Source organism: Bacillus manliponensis (assembly GCF_000712595.1).
Taxonomy (GTDB): Bacteria; Bacillota; Bacilli; order Bacillales; family Bacillaceae_G; genus Bacillus_A; species Bacillus_A manliponensis.
Genome location: NZ_JOTN01000005.1, coordinates 261,754 through 281,401, shown reverse-complemented (window position 1 = coordinate 281,401; position 19,648 = coordinate 261,754). Strand labels below are relative to the sequence as shown.

Genomic DNA, 19,648 nt, shown 5'->3' with positions numbered 1-19,648 from the left:
TATACATGAATTATACCTCACTTTATACATGTATGTATAACATAACAATTACAAAAAATCACAAAAAGGCACGCGCAAAACAGTTGAATTTCGGGCTTTGATGTGGCAAAAGCCACGCCCTATCCCGACCTCGCTGTCATCCCCCCTAAAGGAGTTGGGGTTTCACGCTCGGAGAATCTGTAAAAGAAGATCGCACCTACTTCGTCATACAGCAGAGAAAGTTTTTTATTATTTGCAAAGCGCTTCTTTACAAATTAAGATTGGTAAGCGATTTCCACTATAAGATGCAGGAAAAGCTCACAAATGGGTCGAAAGTAGAAAAAGTGTCGGAAAGGCTATATTACAAATAGAAGAAATTCAATGAGGTGACAAAATTTGGGCTCAAGAATTATGCATTTTATAATCGCAAATAAGATTGCAGATACTTTAAAAATTGAAGATAAAGTTTCCTTTTTACTTGGAGGCATTGCAGCAGATGCAGTAAACAGCGGAGAGGACAAAATAACGTCACACTTTTATAGCGGTAACTACAATGACTACTCAAAGTCAATTGACTTTGAAAGGTTTTTGAACAAATATGAGAGACATCAAAATTCACCGTTTATTTTAGGCTATTATACCCATCTTATCGCCGATGATTTATGGCTCAAAGGCTTTTATCTCCCCTGGTTAAAAAATCGAATCGAGGCGGATTCAACGGTATTAAACGCTTACCATAATGACTTTAAACTGCTAAATGGAAAACTTTTATACCATTACGATTCAAAGAAAAACCTCTTATCCCTTCTAGACCGAGAAGCCAATTTTGTTGATATTGAAGAAGTAACAATAGAGAATATATGTACTTTTAAACAATTTGTACGAGATGATATGCTATATAGTGAAAAGGATTTACAAACACCTTTGCAAGTATTTACCCTTCAGCAAATCATCGGTTACATTGAAACATCTGTTCATAAAGGAATATTATATATAAAAAACGTACCAGCTTTACGATAAGCTGGTACGTTTTTTATTTATCTAGGCTTCTTCTTCCCAGTAAACGATGGTTTCTTTTTCTTTGGTGCCTTTGGTTTTGATTCTACAAACGAACCTTTAAACATTTCTTGCTTGTTGAATTGAATACCTAATTTTTTTGCAAATTGTAATAGTTTGCGCTCTTCTTGAGGTGTCACTAAGGAAATAACCGTTCCCTCTTTTCCCATACGTCCTGTACGGCCAGAGCGATGAATATACTGATCAAGTGTATCTGGTAAATCTAAATGAATAACGTGTGTTAAATCTTGAATATCTAAACCACGCGCTGCCACATCAGTTGCCAGTAAAATTTCTACTTTTCCTTGACGGAACGTTCGCAGCGTCGCTTCACGCTCCTGCTTTTTCGCCTCAGCATGTAAAGCAGCGGCTTTTAGTTTGCGATACTTTAGCTTTTCTGTCATTTCATCTAAGCGGAATGGATCATTCATAAAGGCTACCGCCTTCACATTACCGCTATGCATAATGCGGCGTACATATTCTGTTTTCTCACGGCGTTCACATACAATATACATATGTTCAACAATGTTTTTCGTTTCCGTACGCTTAACACGAACAAGCTTTGGTTCATTTGCACAGTTACGCGCTACATCTTCTGCATCTTTCGTCATCGTTGCAGAGAAGAATACTAATTGACGATCACGCATCGTCGATTTAATAACATCAGATACAGCGCCTGTCATTTTTTGCTTCACAATTTGGTCGAATTCATCAAATACAATCGTTTTTACTTCATGCATTTTCAGTTTCTTCATACGAATTAATTCTAAAATTCGCCCTGGTGATCCAACTACAATTCTTGGATGCTTCTTTAATTTCTCAACTTGACGTTTAATATCAGCTCCGCCCACTAATGACGCACTTGAAATTTCCGTTCCTGCGGTAAACTTTTGTGCTTCCTCATGAATTTGCATTACAAGCTCACGTGTTGGTGCCATAATAACAACTTGTGGCTGCTTTACTTCGAGGTTGATTTTATGTAAGAGTGGTAATAGGTATGCTAATGTTTTCCCTGTACCTGTTGGTGATTCGGCAATTATATCTTGTCCCTCTACGATGGAAGGAATCGCTTGCTGCTGAATTTCTGTTAATTCTTTAAAACCAGCTTTCTCCCAAGCATCTTGCAAAAATGGTTGCATATCTTTAATCATTTATGTTTCTCCTTTTTCTCTATTTTTGAAGAAAATGTTGCAAGTTTCTCATTGTTTCTATCACATGAGAAATAACCGCTAACAAATCATCAACGTGATCTTCTGTAATTGCTTTTTGGAATGAGATACTTACCTTGTTATGATATGAAAGCGCTCCCTCATTATATTCATATGAAATTTGTTGCGTAATCATTCGCTTTGTTCCCCATATGGATTGTAGCAACGGTTCAATATGTTGACAATCTTTTTCTGGATGCTTCAGTAAAAATGTGAAAAACAGTTTCATTTCACATCCTGGTACGAACTGTGGTACTTCTAATATTTCGCCAGATAAATTCTTCGCATCAACTGCCAAAGAAAATGTAGCTTCTACTAATGGATTCTGTTCAGTCAGTTGAAACGATATATTATATATACGACCTAATGACGCTAAATCCACCATATCTTTTCGGTCCGTTACTAAAATATCACCGTGTAAGTCCAAATCATATATAGCACCTTCGACGATAACTTTTAAATTTTCAAAAGCTGTTGGATCAAACATAATTTCCTCCAAAAAACGAGCGCCTTTCATTTGAAAGGCGCTTTGTGATGTATATATAGTGTACAAATAAAAGTGAAGAAATACAACCTTTTAGAACAAACCAACTGCTTTTCCATCTTCATTTACATCCATTTGTAGTGCAGCAGGCTTTTTCGGAAGGCCCGGCATTGTTAACATTGTTCCTGTTAACGCTACGATAAATCCTGCACCAATGGATGGTTTTAACTCACGAATTGTTACAACAAAGTCAGATGGTCGGCCTAATTTTGTTGCATCATCAGAAAGAGAATATTGCGTTTTCGCCATACAAACCGGTAATTTACTCCAGCCTTCTCCTTCAAACTGCGTTAATTGCTTGCGTGCTTTCGGTGCGAATTCAATATCTTTTGCACCGTATACTTTTTGAGCGATTGTACGAATCTTTTCTTCTAACGGAAGATCTAAATCGTATAGTGGTGCATATTGATTATCGCCATTTTCAATTACTTTTAATACTTTCTTAGCAAGGTCAGCACCGCCTTGACCACCTTTTTCCCAAACTTCTGTTAAGGATACTTCATAGCCACGCTCGCTGCACCAGTTTTGTAAGTATTGCACTTCTTCATCTGTATCTGTAATGAATTTATTAATTGCAATAACAAATGGAACGCCAAATGCTTGAATAGTTTCTACATGTTTTTGTAGATTTTCCATTCCTTTTGCTAACGCATCTACATTCTCTTCTTTTAACATATCTTTTGCTACGCCGCCATGCATTTTCAGAGCACGAATTGTCGCAACGATAACAACCGCCTCTGGCTTAATACCTGCTGCGCGTGCTTTAATATTTAAAAATTTCTCAGCACCTAAATCTGCACCAAATCCAGACTCTGTAATTACATAATCACCAAGCTTCGCTGCCATCGTTGTTGCAATAACACTATTACAACCATGCGCAATGTTTGCAAAAGGACCACCATGAATAATCGCTGGTGTATTCTCTAATGTTTGGACTAAGTTTGGCTTTAATGCATCTTTTAAAAGAAGTGTTAATGCACCTTCTACACCTAAGTCTTTTACTGTCACTGGTTCGTTATCCATGTTGTAAGCAACAACAATGCGAGATAAACGCGCCTTTAAATCTTGTACATCTGTCGCTAAGCAAAATACAGCCATAATTTCAGAAGCAACTGTAATATCAAAACCGTCTTCGCGCGGTACACCTTGTACTGGACCACCAAGACCAATAACAACATTACGAAGTGCACGGTCATTTAAATCTACGCAGCGCTTCCAAACAATTTTACGCGTATCAATGCGCAATTCATTTCCTTGTTGAATGTGATTATCAATAAATGCTGCAAGTGCATTATTTGCTGTTGTGATCGCATGAAGGTCACCAGTAAAATGAAGGTTAATATCCTCCATTGGAACAACTTGTGAATAACCTCCACCTGCTGCACCACCTTTAATTCCCATCGTTGGTCCAAGAGATGGCTCACGCAGTGCAATTACCGCTTTTTTACCAATTGTATGAAATGCTTGTCCAAGTCCTACTGTAACCGTTGATTTCCCTTCCCCTGCTGGCGTTGGGTTAATTGCTGTTACAAGAATCACTTTTCCGTCTTCTTTATGTTGTAAACGCTTAAATATATCAAGAGATAACTTACCTTTATAGTGGCCATAAGGTTCTAATTCTTCTTCTAAAATATCTAATTCAGCTGCAATTTTTTGAATTTTTTTCATGCTTGCTTCTTGTGCGATTTCAATATCAGATTTAACTGTAGTAGTTGTTGTCATATTATTTAGTCCCCCTTTATTTGGCTCTGATGATATTGTATCAGTTTTTGGTATTTTCTGCACTTATTTCACCATCCTATAGGCTTATGCACTAGGCTTTTTTCAGCATAAACACCCACATGAATGTTAATGCTTGACGTAATTCTACTGAAAGTTGGCCAATCATTTTTTCATTCACGCCTCGTTTATATACACCAATGCCATCAACCATCTTAAACCCTTCCTGCAGTGCAAGATGCTCAAACTCCCACGGCATCATCGTATTACAAACCGCTTCTTTTCCGTATAGGCGCGGGAAACTATTTTGGCGCGGTGCTGCTGTTGGTCCTAAAATTGCAATGCAAGCAAAGCCACCTGGCTGTAAAACACGTTTAATTTCCTCTAAAGCAAGAAGTGGCTGTTCTGTCCATTCTAATGAATTCACCGCCAATACCGCATCAAATTCTTCATCTGAAAACGGAAGTGCAATGAGGTCTCCTTCTACAAACGATAACCTTTCGTTTTCACCACGTTCTTTTGCAATGCGAATCATTTCTTTCGATAAATCTACACCGTAGGCTAAATACCCTGCTTCACTCGCTTTATATGTACCATATCCATCCCCGCAGCCTACATCTACAATTTTGGCACCTTGTTCTACATATTGCTCAAAGAACGGTAAGATTTTACTTCTACTTCCACTATCCCACATTTCTTCACTATTTTGATTCCAAAAATCTGCATTATTATCCCACTTTTGTTGCGCTGCTTCGTGCCAATTAAAATTTTCCATCTCTTCTCCACCTTCATATTTTAATCTATCTCACATTCAGGAAGGTTCTTTGCAAACGAAAATCATATTACATCCCTTAATTATTCTATATTATTTAAAGTTTTTAGACAATTATGATATCTATTCCAGAACCTTTTCATTTTTTTACTTATTACAACCACCATTTTTCCCCAAAGTTGGATAGAACTCATGCACATGTTTCTTTTCATATCTAAAATACTAATAGTACTCTTCTATAGAAAAGAGGGAAATCAATTGTCTAAAAAATACAAACAACATAAAAAAACAAATCAGCATAAAAATATTCACGATGAGGAATATGCAGCTGAAATCTATGCACAGCGCCTTCCTACTAAACGAAGACGGGATTTGCTAGCACAAGAAGAAAATAGTCGAAGTAGTACTGGTACAATAATTGGCTATCTCGCACTATTTCTTGCATTATTTTCTATCGCATTTTATCCACTTACATTTGGCATTACTTCCGTTATACTTGGTCTTATCGCTGTATTTCTCGGTGCAAAAACACTTGGTTATACAGCAATAGGATTTGGAGCTTTTTCTGTTTTATTCACAATCTTTTATCCACTCGCCGTAGGTGCATTATAAAACACACCAAGATAGAACTTGGTGTGTTTTATGCGTGAAATAACATCACATGCCCACATTCACGGCAATGATATCCAATAATCTCTTGGAAAATTGGATAATTCTCTTCATCTCGCTCTTGCATAAATACTTTTTCAAATCGATACATGTTAGGAGCATAGCTCATCTCTTGCTTTGTACGAGCGTATAAAGTAGATGATATAAAATCATCTCCTCCACATACAATACATGTCTTTTTCATTTCAATCCCTCCTTAGCTTGTCTTATCATAACTATATGAATTAAGGCATAAAAAAAAGACCTTCCAATTTAGAAAGCCTTTTCTGAGACGGCAAAAAATTTTCCGAACATACCAATCCCACTATATTCTTTTTTCTTTCCTGCCTCTGTTTCAAAAGTTTGCTTTACTTTTATAAAAAATACACCATTTCGAGCATGGCTATCCACAAACGTTAAACTCTGTTCTTTCCCATCAATTTTTTGTTCACAGCTAAAACTTACGTTACTGCAAACAATCCCAAATTTCTCTTCTAAAACGTTTTGGAAGTCTGTCTCTCGTGGACACGTTAATAATAACACCGCTACAAATACGATACTCCCAATACCCATTGCTGCATAATATTTCTTCATTTTTTCTCCTTTCAAAAAAGAAAGAAAACTTGACATATATCGTCAAGTTCTCTTAGTCCATCATCCATTGCCACTCTTGTTCTTTTTTATCAAAAATAAGCCATCCTGTTTGAGAAGCGCCACGTTTTAACTCTGCTAAATTGTCTAATACTTCATCCGTACTTTCATACGAACCAATGACATAAACAGGAATATCTAAACCACGCCTTGACTCAATCTTCCCAGCAAGATCGAAATACAAGCCATCTTCCATAAGAGGAACAAGCTCTAAAATCACTTCTTTTGAAATTGCTGGATAAATTTTCGATTTTTGAAATAAAGAGAAACGTTTTTTCCCAAAAGAACCAAGTTTATATGGAATTACTTTGCTCAGCATTCCAACAAAATCTAGCATTCTGCGATAATACACTTTACTGTACCAACCGTCATCATGAGAAAAATAAGCAAATCTATTTTTCAAGAGTGGGAAGAACGCTCTTCCTAGCGGTTCTTTTTTATGAGCCAAATAAAGCAATTCTGCAATCTCCTTTGGCTCTAATTCATCCAAGTCGCTCACATCATCAAAATCAACCCAGCAAAAATCATGAAATTCATCAATATCTGCTGTGATTAATTTATTCATATTCTCTTCCTCAACATATTCGAATAAGGTATGATAATGAAAATCTGCCCACTCAAAGTTATGCTTCAAAAGCAATACTTGATGAATTGGTGAAGGAATGTTGCTTGCAAATTCCTCGAATGTGATGCCCGCTGTAATGAAACAATGGTTACGACGATTACCATTAATATAAATCATATTTTTTATTTGGTCAGATCCTCCCGACAAAGCACCTAGCCACCTTCGTTTTATATGTGTAATTCTATAGGATATTTTATCATGAAAATTTTTAGAAACATAGAAAAAACTGCAAAAAGTATTTAAAATTTCATGAGTTTTATTACACTACGATTACAAGAAAAAAAGCCTGATTCAAAACAGGCTTTTTTACATAATATCATCTGGAGTTTGCGGCGAATAATTGCTGCTTTGCTGATTGTTTTGTTGACCACTTTGTTGATTATTTTTCTGAAACATCGATTGTATTTTATCAATCGTTTGCGGCGCCATTTCAATTATTTTCTCTGCTAAATGAGTCGCATTTTGTAAATGAAGAATGTTCACACCGTCTTTATTAACAACTAAAAAAGCTACTGGTGTAATAGAAACACCTCCTGCGCTACCACCACCAAATGCAGGATTTCCATTTGATTGCTGGCTGTTACTTACTTCAAAATCCGATCCTCCAGCTCCAAATCCAAATGCTACTTTTGATACCGTTAATACAACTCCACCATCTGCTGTTGGAACTGGTTCCCCAACAATTGTATTCACATCGACCATTTCTTTTAAGTTTTCCATGGCCGCCTTCATTAATCCTTGAATTGGATGTTCCACCTTACATACCTCCTTTTTCATATCTTTCCTAGTTTTTCCGAAACCTCGTGAACTAAACATAAAATTTCTATCGATAAAAAGAATGATAAATGATAATATTTAGAAAAATGAACAAAAGGAGCTGTCACCTTTGATTCGAAAGTTAACAAATCAAGATAATCAACAAGTCTTATCTTATTTAAAAAGAGAAACTGCTATGAATTTATTTTTAATTGGTGATATTGAAGCATTTGGATATGATACAGATTTCCAAGAGTTGTGGGGACAATTTACAGAAGACAATGAATTAAGAGGTGTATTATTACGTTTTCATGATTCTTTCATTCCATATGCAGCAGAATCGTTCTCGCTCGAAGAATTTGCTAGTAAAATTGATAGTAACAGTCCTATCAAAATCTCTGGAAAATCTGAAGTTGTTGAGCAATTTGAAGCAATTCCTACACTTACACTCGGTGAAAAGAGACGCCTACACTTTGCTGAATGTACAAATGACAATGAACTAGATTTTAGAAAAAACGAAGAGAATATTAAAATCGCCACAATCGATGATGTCCCAAATATCATGAAGTTACGAAAACAAATTGTTGAATTCACACTCGGTGATGAATCTGAAAAGCTGCTTCGCCAAGCAATCGAAACAAATACAGGCCGTACTTATTATATTGAAAAGGATGGAGAAATGGTTGCTTGCGCATCTACTTCCGCAGAAAATTCTTTATCAGCGATGGTTGTTGGTGTATGTACACATGACAATTACCGCGGAAAAGGCTATGCCTCACAACTATTAAGCAAAATGATAGAAGATTTCACTGCTGAAGGCCGTTCACTTTGCCTATTTTACGATAACCCTGCTGCTGGGCGCATTTACAAAAGACTAGGATTTAAAGATATCGGTACGTGGACGATGTATCGCTAAAAAAGCTGCTGAGAGATCAGCAGCCCTTTATTTATATATGTAGTACCATACGCATCGTTTGTAATGTATGCCCTTCAAAGTCTTCTTCAAATCTCTCTAATTCTGAAAACCCTTTTGCTTTATAAAAAGATTTTCCTTTATCATTTTCCGCTTCTACGCAAACATAAAGTTTCTTCACACTCTCTAAGTACAAAATGCCTTTTTGCAGTAATGCCGTTCCAATCCCCGTTCCTTGATGCTGCGGCAATATGTAAATTGCACCTAACTCCGCTTCACCGCCATACTTAATAGACGAAAAGTTTGCAAACCCAACAACTTTATCTTCTACTTCTGCGACAAACAAATGTGATTGTTCCAGACGGCGTTTCATCATTTCATGTGAGTATAACTGCTCTAAAAACGCTTCTCGTACTTCTTTTGGTAAAATCCCCTCATATGTGTCATGCCAGCATATTATTGCCACTTCTTGTACCGCAGCAATGTCATCTTCGTTCATATGTTTAATTGTAAATGTCATATCTTACCCCTTCTCCTTTAGTGAGTATTCTCCGATTGTCTCAAATATAGCCGGCTCATTATTCTCATATGTTACCTTTATTACTTTTATCGTTTGCAATGCTGCTTGTTCTACTCGAAACTTACCATACATATGCTCCAAAATCCGAAGAGATTGATTTTTGTCTAAACGGCTGGCAATTGTGCAATGCGGTACCCATTGATCCGGTACATAATATGACTGTTCATTATCTAGGAAATCTCCAAAATATTCGTGAAACGAGCGATGAACATCTTGTAATTCCTTTGTCACTACTGGTGCTAAAAATATAGTACCTGTACTCGGAAACATACCAATAGACGAAAAAACAACAGAAAATGCACTTGTACGTTTTGTAAATTGCTTTAACTTTTGTAAATATGATTTTTCATCTATATGATGGTAATCTGCAAATGTGATATGTGGATCTAATCCTTCCATACTTACACCAGTAAATTTTTCAATCTGCTTCCAAATCTCTTTTACTCGATTTGTCGTTTTCTCATCAAATGTTGCAATTACTGCATACATTTTCCCTCACCCCTGTACATTACGCAAGACTTCCCATTCCTCACGAATCATCCCCATACGAATAGAATCATAATACTCCCCGTTATAATAACGGCACTTTCTCATTCTTCCTTCTAATTTCATACCAATTTTCTCGGCCACTTTCATCATTCGTTCATTACCGGACCATGTTGTTAAACCAACCCTTCCAATCTCCATATTTTTAAATAAAAGATCTACATATAGCTGCAGTGCCTCTGTGCCATAACCACCATTCCAATAGGAAGGATCATAAATTGTAATTCCAATCTCTAGCCAACGTGATGGTTCATGTTCCCAGTAGTAACCAACCGACCCAACGATATCGCCATCCACCTGAAAAAGAAGCTGTGAGTATGGGTCTTTCTTTAATTTTACGCTCAAATTTTCTTTAAAAACAGAAAATTCTTGTCGTACGAATGGAAAATACGGTGCGTCCCACTTTTTCCACTCCGGTTTCTCATCTTTGTATATTTGTTGCCATAACGGATACATATCTTTCTCTTGAATCATTCTCATTACAATTTTTTCACCTTGTATATACACTTGTTCCATATAATCCTCCTATAATGTAAAACAAACTTTTATACTTTTATCCCGCTATTTGCGGGCTTTAAGACTCCCACCTCAAAACTTAAAAAAAACGAAGAAATTTGGATAGGAGATTAATAGCCCGAATCTAGCTACGACTCCTAAGCACTCGAGCCACAAGCTAATCCTTTCTGTGGCAAACTTCGCCATGCCAAGGCTTATCTTGTGCTTTTCGTACTTGAACAGTCGTCTTCGCTTTTGAATGTAAAAGCCCAATCGATCGGGCTGACACTCAGCGGTGGATGAAGCCCCCCACTGAATGAAGTTTCACTTTATTATCTTAATATAAATTTACAGAAAAATCAAAATTAAAGAGCTACTCTCATTTCTACAATAAGAATAGCTCGTCTATAATCACTATCACTTCACAAAATCGCCTTTTACCTTACCGCCTCCCCCCCAGTGAGAGCCTGGAATCTCTTGTACTAATACTCGTACTCGCTCCTTATCTACATGTAAGCTTTCCGATACTGCGTTTGTAACGTTGGAAATAAGATGCTCAATTGTCTCTTTCTCCCTACCTTCAATCACTTGAATTTGTATAATTGGCATACCGCATCACTCACTTTACAGTTCATTCACAAAACATTGATACACTACCCATCCCTTCAAACTGTGCAATAATTGCATCTCCGCTTTGAAATGCAATTGCTTCTGATAATGCACCACTAAGCACAACATCACCCTTTTTTAAACCCTCATTTTGCATACCAAGCTTATTAACTGCCCAAGCAATTGCAGCAGCTGGATGCCCAAGGACAGCTGCACCACTACCTACCGTTTCTGTTTTACCGTTTTTCATCATTACCATGCCAACATTACTTAAATCTATGTCTTTTGGATTCAACCACTTACTTCCTAATACAAACTTAGCAGAGGAGCAGTTATCAGCAATCACATCAGGCAATGTAAATCGAAAGTTTTCATAGCGACTATCAATAATTTCTAGAGCTGGTGCAACATATTTCGTTGCTTTCAAAACATCATCGGTAGTAATGTTTGTACCATTTAAATCTTCTCCTATTAAAAATGCAATCTCCGGTTCTATTTTCGGATGAATAAACGTGTTATATTGCAATGGTTCCCACTCGAATGCTAACATATCCTCTACTAAATAGCCGTAAATTGCTTCATGAATTCCCATCATCTTTTGTTTTGCTTCACTTGTTAATCCAAGCTTTATACCAATTCGTTTTGAACCTGCATCTATTTTTTGTTGTATTAATTGTTTTTGTAGTACATAGGCATCTTCCACCGTTAAATTTGGATGCTGATCTGTCACCTTCACAACTTCTTTTCTCTCTCGCTCTGCCTCAAGCAAGTATTCAATAATTTCTTGGTTCACTCCTTTTACAAATGCCATCTCTTACACCCCCGTTTTTTGTTTCGCTAACTCAGATGCTACATCTAATATCATATCCTCTTGTCCGCCTACGACTTTCCGCTTACCAAGTTCTAATAAAATATCCTTTGCATCTAACCCAAACCGCTCCGCTGCCTTTTCTGCATGTAATAGGAAGCTAGAGTATACACCCGCATATCCCATAACAAGACTTCCCCTTTGAATTTCTTGTGAGTTTGGCATAATCGGTGCAACAATTTCCTCTGCTACATCCATCATCTTATATAAATCTATCCCCACATGTAGGCCCATCCGTTCTAATACGGTAAGCAATACTTCTGTTTGCGCATTACCAGCACCCGCTCCAAGGCAACGTATACTCCCGTCAATACGTGTCGCTCCTTCTTCAATTGCTGCTACCGTATTAGCAACCGCCATAGACAAATTATTATGACCGTGAAAACCAATTTCTATATGCAACGATTGGCGAAGTGCCTGGATTCGTTCACGTACTTCATGCGGCAATAAAGCACCCGCTGAATCTGTTACATACACCGCTTCCGCTCCGTAGCTTTCCATCAGCTTCGCTTGCTCTACTAATTTTTCAACTGGTGCCGAGTGTGCCATCATTAAGAACCCGCACACTTCCATTCCTAATTGACGAGCCATATAAATGTGCTGCGCTGAAACATCAGCTTCTGTTACATGGGTTGCAACGCGGACAAGCCTTGCCCCAATACCTTCTGCTTTCTTTAATTCATGAACCGTTCCAATCCCCGGAATGAGTAATACTGCTATCTTTGCTTGATCGCATTCTTCTACTGCAGCTTCAATTAGTTTCATTTCGTTTACTAGTGACTTCCCGTATTGTAACGTCGATCCTCCTAATCCATCTCCGTGACTCACTTCAATATAATGCATGCCTGCTTTATCTAAAGCTCGCGTAACAGAACGAACTTGCTCTTCTGTAAATTGATGCTTCATGACATGGCTTCCATCACGTAAGCAAACCTCTGTTACTTTCACTGGCATACTACTATTTCGTTTCATTCATCACACCCCGTTCCTGCTCTCTAATGATACGTGTTGCATACTCTTCTCCTACTTTCACTGCTGACGCTGTCATAATATCTAAATTCCCTGCATATGACGGAAAATAATCGCCAGCCCCTTCAACTTCTAAAAATACTGTTACACGATTCCCATCAAACATCGGTTCTTGTTTTAATGAATATCCTGGGACATACAATTGAACAATTTCAACCATTCTATATATCGCTTGTTTAATAGAAATCTCATTCATATGTTTTACTTCACAATAGACAGTATCCCTCATCAAAATAGGTGGATCGGCAGGATTCAATAAAATAATTGCCTTACCAAGGTCGGCTCCGCCTACCTCTTCAATTCCACGCTTTGTCGTAAATGTAAATTCATCAATATTTGACCTTGTACCAGGTCCTGCACTTAAACTAGCAATCGTCGCAACAATTTCTGCATACGTAACGTCCGCTACTTCATTAATTGCATAAACAATCGGTATTGTTGCTTGCCCACCACATGTAATCATATTTACATTTTTCACATCTTCATGTACTTCATTTTTTACTGCCGGACAAATAAAAGGTCCACATGCTGCTGGAGTTAAGTCGATTACAACTTTATCTAGTTCCTTTACAATCTGTGCGTGACGAATATGTGCTTTTGCTGACGTTGCATCAAAAATAATTTCTGCTAAGTTAGGATTCTCTACTAATGCTTGTATTCCGTTATCAAAAGTAACATAACCTTCTTCTTTCGCTCGCTTCAACCCATCTGATTCAGAATCAATACCAATCATTGCTTTTAAGGAAATAACATTACTTCTTTGCAGTTTATACATTAAATCTGTGCCAATATTACCGGAACCTATAATTGCTGCACTTACTTTCTTCATGCCCTACCGCCTTTCTTCATTATGAAAAATTCACCGAAACTGCCCCTAAAGAGCCAAAGTCTGCCCGAATCTTATCACCACGTTCTACTGCAATTGCTCCAGAGAGCGCACCAGGTAAAATTAACTCTCCCGCTTTTAATGAAATGTGAAATTCACTTAATTTATTTGCTAACCAAGCAATTGCCTGAGCAGGATGCCCTAATGCAGCTGCTCCAGCGCCAGTAGCAACTAAGTTATTATTTTTACAAAGAGACATACCTGCCGTACGTAAATCTACCTCTGAAATACACGATAATTTATTACCTACTACTACTTTTGCAGATGAGCCATTATCTGCAACTGTATCAATTAATTTTATTTTCCAGTCAGCAACGCGACTGTCAATAATTTCAATTGTTGGAACGACATATTTTGTCGCCATCATGACATCTACATATGTAATATGAGGACCACACAAGTCTTCTGATAAAACAAACCCTATCTCTGCCTCAACTTTTGGAGATACAAATGAATGGATAGAAACTGTACTACCACTCTCTAGTTTCATATCATCTAATAAGTGACCATAGTCTGGTTCATTCACACCTAGCATTTGTTGCATTACTTTACTTGTAAGCCCTACCTTTTTACCAATTACTTTCTTTCCTTCTTTTCGTTTTCTTTCGACTACTTCTAATTGAATTGCATAGGAATCTACTACAGATAATTCCGGATGCCTTTCTGTAATTGGGGAAACAGATTGACATAACTTTTCTGCTTGCATGAGTTCATCCGCTAACTTTTTGATTACGACTTGCATTTATGTTCACCTCATTTTTTAATATTTTCTATTACAAATATGCACCAGTACGTAAGCACAATCACTGGTGCATATGGAACATTACAATTTCATCGTAATTGTCTTCGCTTCTGTATAAAACTCAAAACTATGACGCCCACCTTCTCTACCAATCCCGCTTGCTTTTGATCCACCAAATGGTGTACGTAAATCACGAACATACCAACAGTTTACCCATAATAGTCCAGAGTCAATTTGTGCTACAACGCGCTGCGCCCGTCTTAAATCATTTGTCCAAACAACACCCGCTAAACCGTAGATTGATTCATTTGCGATGCGAATGGCATCTTCTTCTGTTTGAAATGGAATGACAACTAACACAGGGCCGAAAATTTCTTCTTGGGCTACACGCATACAATTATCAACATCATATAATACAGTTGGCTCATAAAAATTACCTTGTGATAAATGAGCAACTCGTTTCCCGCCGTACGCTAATTTCGCCCCTTCAGAAACACCAATTTCCACATATTTATCAACCGTCTCTAGATGCGACTCTGAAACCAATGCTCCCATATCAGTTTCTTTGTCTAACGGATCTCCAACTTTTATCTTTTTTACTTCTTCAACAAACTTAGAAAGAAATTCTTCATATATCTCCTCTTGTACAAGTAATCTTGAACCAGCTAAACAAATTTCTCCTTGATTTCGGTAAATTGCTTCAATTGATCCTTGTACCGCTTCGTCTAAGTCAGCATCAGCAAATACAATATTCGCTGACTTCCCTCCTAATTCAAGTGAAACAGGAATTAAATGTTCCGAAGCATTTCGCATTACCGTTTTCCCCGTATTGCTCTCTCCCACAAAGGAAATCCGCCTTACGAAAGGATTTCTTGTCATTTCTGTTCCAACTGTACTTCCCGGACCTGTAATAATATTAAGAGCACCTGGAGGTAAACCTGCTTCATTTGCAATTTCACCTAACATCATTGCGCTAAGCGGTGTATAAGATGCCGGTTTCACAACAACTGTATTTCCCGCAGCTAGTGCTGCCGAAGCCTTCCACGTCATTTGCATAAATGGCAAGTTCCAAGGAATAATTAAACTTGTGACACCAGCTGGTGCATACTTTGCATAAGACATAAAGTTATGCTTATCGTAATGTTCATGCACCATATACTTTGCCATTTCAGCAAAAAAGCGAAAATTTTGAGCAGCACGTGGGATATCAAATCCAAGACTTTCTTTTATTGGTTTTCCAACGTCAAGTGTTTCTACATATGCTAACTCATCTACTCGCTCCATAATTAAATCCGACATTTTGCATAAAATATCCGATCGTTCTTCGACTGGCATCTTACTCCATACACCACTTGCAAAAGTACGCTGTGCGACATCAATTGCTCGCTTCGCATCTTCTATACTCGCCTGTGCAACAGAAGCTAACTTTAAGTTTGTAGCTGGATTAAACGTCTGAAATGTCTCACCGGAAATCGCATCGACATATTGTCCATCAATAAATAATTTCGCATCTTGTACTTTTCTTTTTTCTGCTACTACTTTATTCACTTCAAGCCCTCCTACTCTGCAATTTCTACAATCATTTCAATCTCAATTGTTGTATTATTTGGAAGCTGTGCCATTCCAACAGCCGAACGCGCATGTTTTCCCTTTTCACCAAACACTTCTACTAATAAGTCCGAAGCCCCATTCATTACTTTCGGCTGCTCGGTAAATTGTTCTGTGCTATTTACAAATCCTAAAATTTTCACAATCCGTTTTACTTTAGACAATTCTCCAAGTTCTTGTTTCACAACACTTAATAAGTTCAACATTGATTGTCTTGCCGCTTTATAACCATCCTCTACCGATATCTCTTTTCCTAATTTCCCGTGATACTCGTCAACGCCTTGCCCAGCAGTAAAAAGTAAATCCCCAACTCTTACACAACTTACATAATTACCAACAGCCGGACGAATTGCTGGTAATGTTATCCCCATTTCTACTAATCTACTCTCCGGCGTTTGCACTTTCTGCATATACAACACCTCTTTTTCTCATATCAAGGTTTAAAAACTTTGCTGCATTTCTACCGAGCATATCTTCTTTCTGTTTTTCTGTTACATCTAACGTCTCGTCAATCACCTTTCCCGGATATACTTCTCTCAGTAAAAATGGATAGTCAGATCCCATAAAAATCTTTTCGTGTCCGAATCGTTCAATCATATATTTCAGATTAATTGGGTCGTAGTTGAGTGAATCGAAATAAAACTTCTTTGCATAATAACTAGGTGGATACGTTGTCAATCTTAAATGCGGCCACACTTGCCATCCTTGATCTAAACGCGGAAGAATGTACGGTAACGACCCGCCACCATGTGCAAAACAAATTTTTAACTTCGGAAACTTTTCCATGATACCGCTCCATATAAGCGTAGCAGCTGCAAGTGCCGTTTCACTTGGCATACCAATTGTGTACATGAAGTTATGGCGCTGCATTCTCTCACGTCCTAACGTTTCCCACGGATGAATAAAAATTGGAACTTGCCATGCTTCAGCCATTTTAAAAAACTCAATAAAAGATGGATCATCTAAGTTTTTACCATTCACATTTGTCCCAATCTCAATGCCATTTAACTGTAGCTCTGTTATACAACGCTCCATCTCTCGGGTTGCCGTTTCACTATCTTGCATCGGCACTGTACCTAGCCCAACAAATCGATCAGGATATGCCGCAACTGTTTCCGCAATAAAGTCATTTTGAATACGAGCCATTTTTTCTGCTTCTTCTGGCTTTGCCCAATAAGAAAACGTAACTGGGATAGGCGACAGTACTTGAATATCTACACCTTCTCGGTCCATATCTTCAATTCGTTTTTCCGGGCACCATACTTGATCCGTCACATCTCGAAAATTCTTACCACCAACCATAATGGAAGCCCCGCACGTGCAAGTGCGCTGTAATATAGGCCACTTTTCACCGCCAAACTGCTCTTCAAAATTAGGAAACGTTTCAGGAATAATATGTGTGTGAAAATCTATTCGCACTTCCATTCCTCCACTTCTTCAGGCATGATATAACCGCAGTTTTTACAACAACGCACTTCCTTATTGGAATTAAAACTATGAATTGCTTCTTTCACTTGTCTTTCAATATCCTCTAGTTGTACCCTTACGCGGTGCATCTCGTGGTTACACTCATCACAAAACCAAACAAAATCTTCTAGTTCACCTTGTTTGCGCTTTCGCTCAATGACTAATCCGTACGTGTTTGCAACGCGATGCGGAGAATGTGGAATCATCGCTGGCAACATAAATACATCTCCCTCTTTCACCGTCACAACTTCACGTTTCCCCTCCTCTGTAATGCACTCTACATAACAGTCACCTTTTATTTGATAAAAAAATTCATCTGAAGGATCCACGTGAAAATCACGTCTTTTATTTGGCCCACCCAAAATCATTGCAATAAACTCCGAATCTTGCCAAATGACTTTGTTATTTACCGGTGGCTTTAATAGCTCTCTATTTTCATCAATCCATTTTAATAAATTAAAAGATTGTAATGTTTTTACCATATTAATTCCTCCTCATTTGTATTCATACTTCCATCGGTTCAAGTGGCCATCCTAACAAAGAATGTGACCGCTGCAATTCTCCTTGAAACATATATTCTCGAATTCTTGTTGATGAAATGCGCTCACCACCCTCACAGCAAACATCCTCTATAATCGAAACAGGAAAATGCTTTTTAAGCAGTTGAACGTTACCTTCACGATTATTCCCAAACCGAAAATCTTCTCCTACATATATTTCATTTGGTTGTAAACGCTGCAATTCTTGTATAAAACAAACAGCCCGCCTCGTCACATACGAGTCATTAAAATGCATGACAATGACATACTCTACTCCTAACCCCTTAAATCGCTTCAACTTTTCTGAAATTGCCGTTAATTCCCGTGCTCCTTGAAAGTAGGAACGTGGCGGTGGATCAAATGTATACACGACGTTTGGAACGCCAAGTTTTCTCGACTTCTCTACCGCACGTTGGATAACAGCTTGATGTCCTTTATGCACCCCATCAAATGCACCTATCGAAACGATAGAGTTTTGTAACTGTGGCACACAGTTATCATGTATATAAATGAAGAACACCTCCTCTATTTATTGTTCAAACTAACAGTTATATTTCTAAATAACCAAATTCCCTTGAAATTAAATTAGCTGTATGCATCACATGACGCACAATTGCTTCTTGATTTGTTTCTTCCATATAAGCTATTGGCCCTACAATATTTAATGCTGCAATCGTCTTGCCTGTATAAGAGCGAATTGGCGCTGCAATTCCGTATAAACCGTATTCATTTTCATTATTACTAACAGAATATCCTTGCTTACGAATTTGTTGTAACTCTTCTTGAAATTTCCTCATACAAGTAATTGTATTTGGTGCCCTCGGTGGTAGCCCGCGCTCTATTGCGGATGCTAAAGAAGATGGATTAAACGAAAGAAGTACTTTTCCTGTACTTGTACAATATGCGGGTGTTCTAGATCCAACATGCGTTGAAACTTGAATGGAGTCTTTTGATGATACTTTTAAAATAAATACAACATCTCCTCGGTCAAACATCCCAATGTGAACTGTCCCATTAAACTTCCGAACAAGTTCTTCGACAATTGGAATGGCACCACTATAAATCTCTTGCTGGAACATCACTTGGTTACCCCACTCTAACAGTTTCCAACCAAGACGATATTTCCTTCGCTCATCTCGAATTAACATTCCCTCTTCGCATAACGTGCGAACAAGATGATGAACTGTACTAGCATTCATATTTAACTTTTCAGCAATTTCAGCGTTCCCTAATACCGGCTCATCATTTGTAAAACAATTTAAAATTTTGCAAATTTTACTGATGGACGCGATCACAATACAGTACCTCCTCTATTTCAGTTACATATACAACCTGTTGATACATAGCTAAAATGCAAAAGAAGCTTCTCATCCTAACAGTAAAATTCTTTGTTTCCCCTTACCTCTCC

Annotated in this window: 25 protein-coding genes; 3 read left to right on the top strand and 22 right to left on the bottom strand. The window is 37.8% G+C overall.

The genetic code is table 11. The features are described from left to right. The first annotated feature begins 375 nt into the window (after positions 1 to 375). A complete protein-coding gene (locus tag BAMA_RS08775) occupies positions 376 to 999 on the top strand; it encodes a zinc dependent phospholipase C family protein (protein WP_034638359.1) in 624 nt (207 codons plus the stop codon). Between the two features lie 17 nt (positions 1,000 to 1,016). Here the strand turns inward: BAMA_RS08775 and BAMA_RS08770 are convergent, their stop codons facing one another. The 4 genes from BAMA_RS08770 to BAMA_RS08755 form a co-directional block, all read right to left on the bottom strand. Continuing rightward, positions 1,017 to 2,186 carry a DEAD/DEAH box helicase gene (locus BAMA_RS08770; protein ID WP_034638357.1) on the bottom strand — a complete coding sequence of 390 codons (1,170 nt, stop codon included), beginning with the start codon at positions 2,184 to 2,186 and terminating at the stop codon, positions 1,017 to 1,019. 19 nt (positions 2,187 to 2,205) lie between these two features. After that, positions 2,206 to 2,730 (bottom strand): hypothetical protein, encoded by a 525-nt coding sequence (locus BAMA_RS08765; RefSeq protein ID WP_034638356.1) that lies wholly within the window; start codon positions 2,728 to 2,730, stop codon positions 2,206 to 2,208. Positions 2,731 to 2,820: 90 nt separating this feature from the next. Next, a complete protein-coding gene (locus BAMA_RS08760; protein ID WP_034638355.1) occupies positions 2,821 to 4,509 on the bottom strand; it encodes a formate--tetrahydrofolate ligase in 1,689 nt (562 codons plus the stop codon). Positions 4,510 to 4,600: 91 nt separating this feature from the next. Beyond that, the gene (locus BAMA_RS08755; RefSeq protein WP_034638353.1) at positions 4,601 to 5,281 is read right to left on the bottom strand and encodes a class I SAM-dependent methyltransferase; all 681 of its coding nucleotides are present in this window, start codon (positions 5,279 to 5,281) and stop codon (positions 4,601 to 4,603) included. 255 nt (positions 5,282 to 5,536) lie between these two features. Here BAMA_RS08755 and BAMA_RS08750 point away from each other — a divergent pair, with 255 nt between their 5' ends. Further along, entirely contained in the window at positions 5,537 to 5,890 is a 354-nt protein-coding gene (locus tag BAMA_RS08750; RefSeq protein WP_034638351.1) for a hypothetical protein, read from the top strand. A 28-nt stretch (positions 5,891 to 5,918) separates the two neighbouring features. On the opposite strand, the gene BAMA_RS08745 is transcribed toward BAMA_RS08750, so the two are convergent. The 4 genes from BAMA_RS08745 to ytfJ form a co-directional block, all read right to left on the bottom strand. Beyond that, positions 5,919 to 6,131 carry a hypothetical protein gene (locus BAMA_RS08745; protein ID WP_034638350.1) on the bottom strand — a complete coding sequence of 71 codons (213 nt, stop codon included), beginning with the start codon at positions 6,129 to 6,131 and terminating at the stop codon, positions 5,919 to 5,921. 68 nt (positions 6,132 to 6,199) lie between these two features. Next, positions 6,200 to 6,520, bottom strand: a complete 321-nt coding sequence (locus BAMA_RS08740; RefSeq protein ID WP_034638399.1) for a hypothetical protein — start codon at positions 6,518 to 6,520, stop codon at positions 6,200 to 6,202. 52 nt (positions 6,521 to 6,572) lie between these two features. Further along, positions 6,573 to 7,349 (bottom strand): hypothetical protein, encoded by a 777-nt coding sequence (locus BAMA_RS08735; protein WP_034638349.1) that lies wholly within the window; start codon positions 7,347 to 7,349, stop codon positions 6,573 to 6,575. A 159-nt stretch (positions 7,350 to 7,508) separates the two neighbouring features. Beyond that, entirely contained in the window at positions 7,509 to 7,958 is a 450-nt protein-coding gene (gene ytfJ / locus BAMA_RS08730) for a GerW family sporulation protein (protein WP_034638347.1), read from the bottom strand. Between the two features lie 130 nt (positions 7,959 to 8,088). Between ytfJ and BAMA_RS08725 the strand changes: the two genes are divergently transcribed. Continuing rightward, entirely contained in the window at positions 8,089 to 8,874 is a 786-nt protein-coding gene (locus BAMA_RS08725; RefSeq protein WP_034638346.1) for a GNAT family N-acetyltransferase, read from the top strand. Positions 8,875 to 8,905: 31 nt separating this feature from the next. Here BAMA_RS08725 and BAMA_RS08720 read toward each other — a convergent pair whose 3' ends face one another. From BAMA_RS08720 to BAMA_RS08655, 14 genes are all read right to left on the bottom strand, one after another. Then, entirely contained in the window at positions 8,906 to 9,391 is a 486-nt protein-coding gene (locus tag BAMA_RS08720) for a GNAT family N-acetyltransferase (protein WP_034638345.1), read from the bottom strand. A 3-nt stretch (positions 9,392 to 9,394) separates the two neighbouring features. Then, positions 9,395 to 9,940, bottom strand: coding sequence for a 2'-5' RNA ligase family protein (locus BAMA_RS08715; RefSeq protein ID WP_034638343.1), 546 nt, complete (start codon positions 9,938 to 9,940; stop codon positions 9,395 to 9,397). Positions 9,941 to 9,946: 6 nt separating this feature from the next. Continuing rightward, positions 9,947 to 10,513: a GNAT family N-acetyltransferase gene (locus BAMA_RS08710; RefSeq protein WP_034638342.1), complete on the bottom strand. Its 567-nt coding sequence runs from the start codon at positions 10,511 to 10,513 to the stop codon at positions 9,947 to 9,949. Positions 10,514 to 10,909: 396 nt separating this feature from the next. Next, a complete protein-coding gene (locus BAMA_RS08705; RefSeq protein ID WP_034638340.1) occupies positions 10,910 to 11,101 on the bottom strand; it encodes a 4-oxalocrotonate tautomerase in 192 nt (63 codons plus the stop codon). A 22-nt stretch (positions 11,102 to 11,123) separates the two neighbouring features. Beyond that, complete coding sequence (locus BAMA_RS08700) at positions 11,124 to 11,912, bottom strand: 2-keto-4-pentenoate hydratase (protein ID WP_034638339.1); 789 nt, start codon at positions 11,910 to 11,912, stop codon at positions 11,124 to 11,126. Positions 11,913 to 11,915: 3 nt separating this feature from the next. Next, positions 11,916 to 12,941 (bottom strand): 4-hydroxy-2-oxovalerate aldolase, encoded by a 1,026-nt coding sequence (gene dmpG, locus BAMA_RS08695; protein ID WP_034638338.1) that lies wholly within the window; start codon positions 12,939 to 12,941, stop codon positions 11,916 to 11,918. Continuing rightward, positions 12,928 to 13,827, bottom strand: a complete 900-nt coding sequence (locus tag BAMA_RS08690) for an acetaldehyde dehydrogenase (acetylating) (protein ID WP_034638337.1) — start codon at positions 13,825 to 13,827, stop codon at positions 12,928 to 12,930. The genes dmpG and BAMA_RS08690 overlap by 14 nt, the downstream gene beginning before the upstream one ends. 19 nt (positions 13,828 to 13,846) lie before the next feature. Continuing rightward, positions 13,847 to 14,626 carry a 2-keto-4-pentenoate hydratase gene (locus tag BAMA_RS08685; protein ID WP_034638335.1) on the bottom strand — a complete coding sequence of 260 codons (780 nt, stop codon included), beginning with the start codon at positions 14,624 to 14,626 and terminating at the stop codon, positions 13,847 to 13,849. Between the two features lie 81 nt (positions 14,627 to 14,707). Further along, positions 14,708 to 16,174 (bottom strand): aldehyde dehydrogenase, encoded by a 1,467-nt coding sequence (locus BAMA_RS08680; RefSeq protein WP_034638334.1) that lies wholly within the window; start codon positions 16,172 to 16,174, stop codon positions 14,708 to 14,710. A gap of 11 nt (positions 16,175 to 16,185) precedes the next feature. After that, the gene (locus tag BAMA_RS08675) at positions 16,186 to 16,644 is read right to left on the bottom strand and encodes a RidA family protein (protein ID WP_034638331.1); all 459 of its coding nucleotides are present in this window, start codon (positions 16,642 to 16,644) and stop codon (positions 16,186 to 16,188) included. Next, positions 16,616 to 17,659 (bottom strand): amidohydrolase family protein, encoded by a 1,044-nt coding sequence (locus BAMA_RS08670; RefSeq protein WP_034638328.1) that lies wholly within the window; start codon positions 17,657 to 17,659, stop codon positions 16,616 to 16,618. Before BAMA_RS08670 ends, BAMA_RS08675 begins: the two co-directional genes overlap by 29 nt. Continuing rightward, on the bottom strand, positions 17,644 to 18,183 hold the full coding sequence (gene nbaC, locus BAMA_RS08665) for a 3-hydroxyanthranilate 3,4-dioxygenase (RefSeq protein ID WP_034638326.1): 540 nt from the start codon (positions 18,181 to 18,183) through the stop codon (positions 17,644 to 17,646). Before nbaC ends, BAMA_RS08670 begins: the two co-directional genes overlap by 16 nt. A 22-nt stretch (positions 18,184 to 18,205) precedes the next feature. Further along, positions 18,206 to 18,760, bottom strand: a complete 555-nt coding sequence (locus BAMA_RS08660; protein ID WP_157405970.1) for an FAD synthetase — start codon at positions 18,758 to 18,760, stop codon at positions 18,206 to 18,208. Positions 18,761 to 18,788: 28 nt separating this feature from the next. Continuing rightward, positions 18,789 to 19,535 (bottom strand): IclR family transcriptional regulator, encoded by a 747-nt coding sequence (locus BAMA_RS08655; protein ID WP_034638324.1) that lies wholly within the window; start codon positions 19,533 to 19,535, stop codon positions 18,789 to 18,791. Positions 19,536 to 19,648 lie beyond the last annotated feature (113 nt).

Bases quoted from the DNA above. Each gene is read 5' to 3' on its own strand.
- BAMA_RS08770 (WP_034638357.1), bottom strand. From the start codon at position 2,186: ATGATTAAAGATATGCAACCATTTTTGCAAGATGCTTGGGAGAAAGCT.
- BAMA_RS08765 (WP_034638356.1), bottom strand. From the start codon at position 2,730: ATGTTTGATCCAACAGCTTTTGAAAATTTAAAAGTTATCGTCGAAGGT.
- BAMA_RS08760 (WP_034638355.1), bottom strand. From the start codon at position 4,509: ATGACAACAACTACTACAGTTAAATCTGATATTGAAATCGCACAAGAA.
- BAMA_RS08755 (WP_034638353.1), bottom strand. From the start codon at position 5,281: ATGGAAAATTTTAATTGGCACGAAGCAGCGCAACAAAAGTGGGATAAT.
- BAMA_RS08745 (WP_034638350.1), bottom strand. From the start codon at position 6,131: ATGAAAAAGACATGTATTGTATGTGGAGGAGATGATTTTATATCATCT.
- BAMA_RS08740 (WP_034638399.1), bottom strand. From the start codon at position 6,520: ATGAAGAAATATTATGCAGCAATGGGTATTGGGAGTATCGTATTTGTA.
- BAMA_RS08720 (WP_034638345.1), bottom strand. From the start codon at position 9,391: ATGACATTTACAATTAAACATATGAACGAAGATGACATTGCTGCGGTA.
- BAMA_RS08715 (WP_034638343.1), bottom strand. From the start codon at position 9,940: ATGTATGCAGTAATTGCAACATTTGATGAGAAAACGACAAATCGAGTA.
- BAMA_RS08710 (WP_034638342.1), bottom strand. From the start codon at position 10,513: ATGGAACAAGTGTATATACAAGGTGAAAAAATTGTAATGAGAATGATT.
- BAMA_RS08705 (WP_034638340.1), bottom strand. From the start codon at position 11,101: ATGCCAATTATACAAATTCAAGTGATTGAAGGTAGGGAGAAAGAGACA.
- BAMA_RS08700 (WP_034638339.1), bottom strand. From the start codon at position 11,912: ATGGCATTTGTAAAAGGAGTGAACCAAGAAATTATTGAATACTTGCTT.
- dmpG (WP_034638338.1), bottom strand. From the start codon at position 12,941: ATGAAACGAAATAGTAGTATGCCAGTGAAAGTAACAGAGGTTTGCTTA.
- BAMA_RS08690 (WP_034638337.1), bottom strand. From the start codon at position 13,827: ATGAAGAAAGTAAGTGCAGCAATTATAGGTTCCGGTAATATTGGCACA.
- BAMA_RS08685 (WP_034638335.1), bottom strand. From the start codon at position 14,626: ATGCAAGTCGTAATCAAAAAGTTAGCGGATGAACTCATGCAAGCAGAA.
- BAMA_RS08675 (WP_034638331.1), bottom strand. From the start codon at position 16,644: ATGCAGAAAGTGCAAACGCCGGAGAGTAGATTAGTAGAAATGGGGATA.
- BAMA_RS08670 (WP_034638328.1), bottom strand. From the start codon at position 17,659: ATGGAAGTGCGAATAGATTTTCACACACATATTATTCCTGAAACGTTT.
- nbaC (WP_034638326.1), bottom strand. From the start codon at position 18,183: ATGGTAAAAACATTACAATCTTTTAATTTATTAAAATGGATTGATGAA.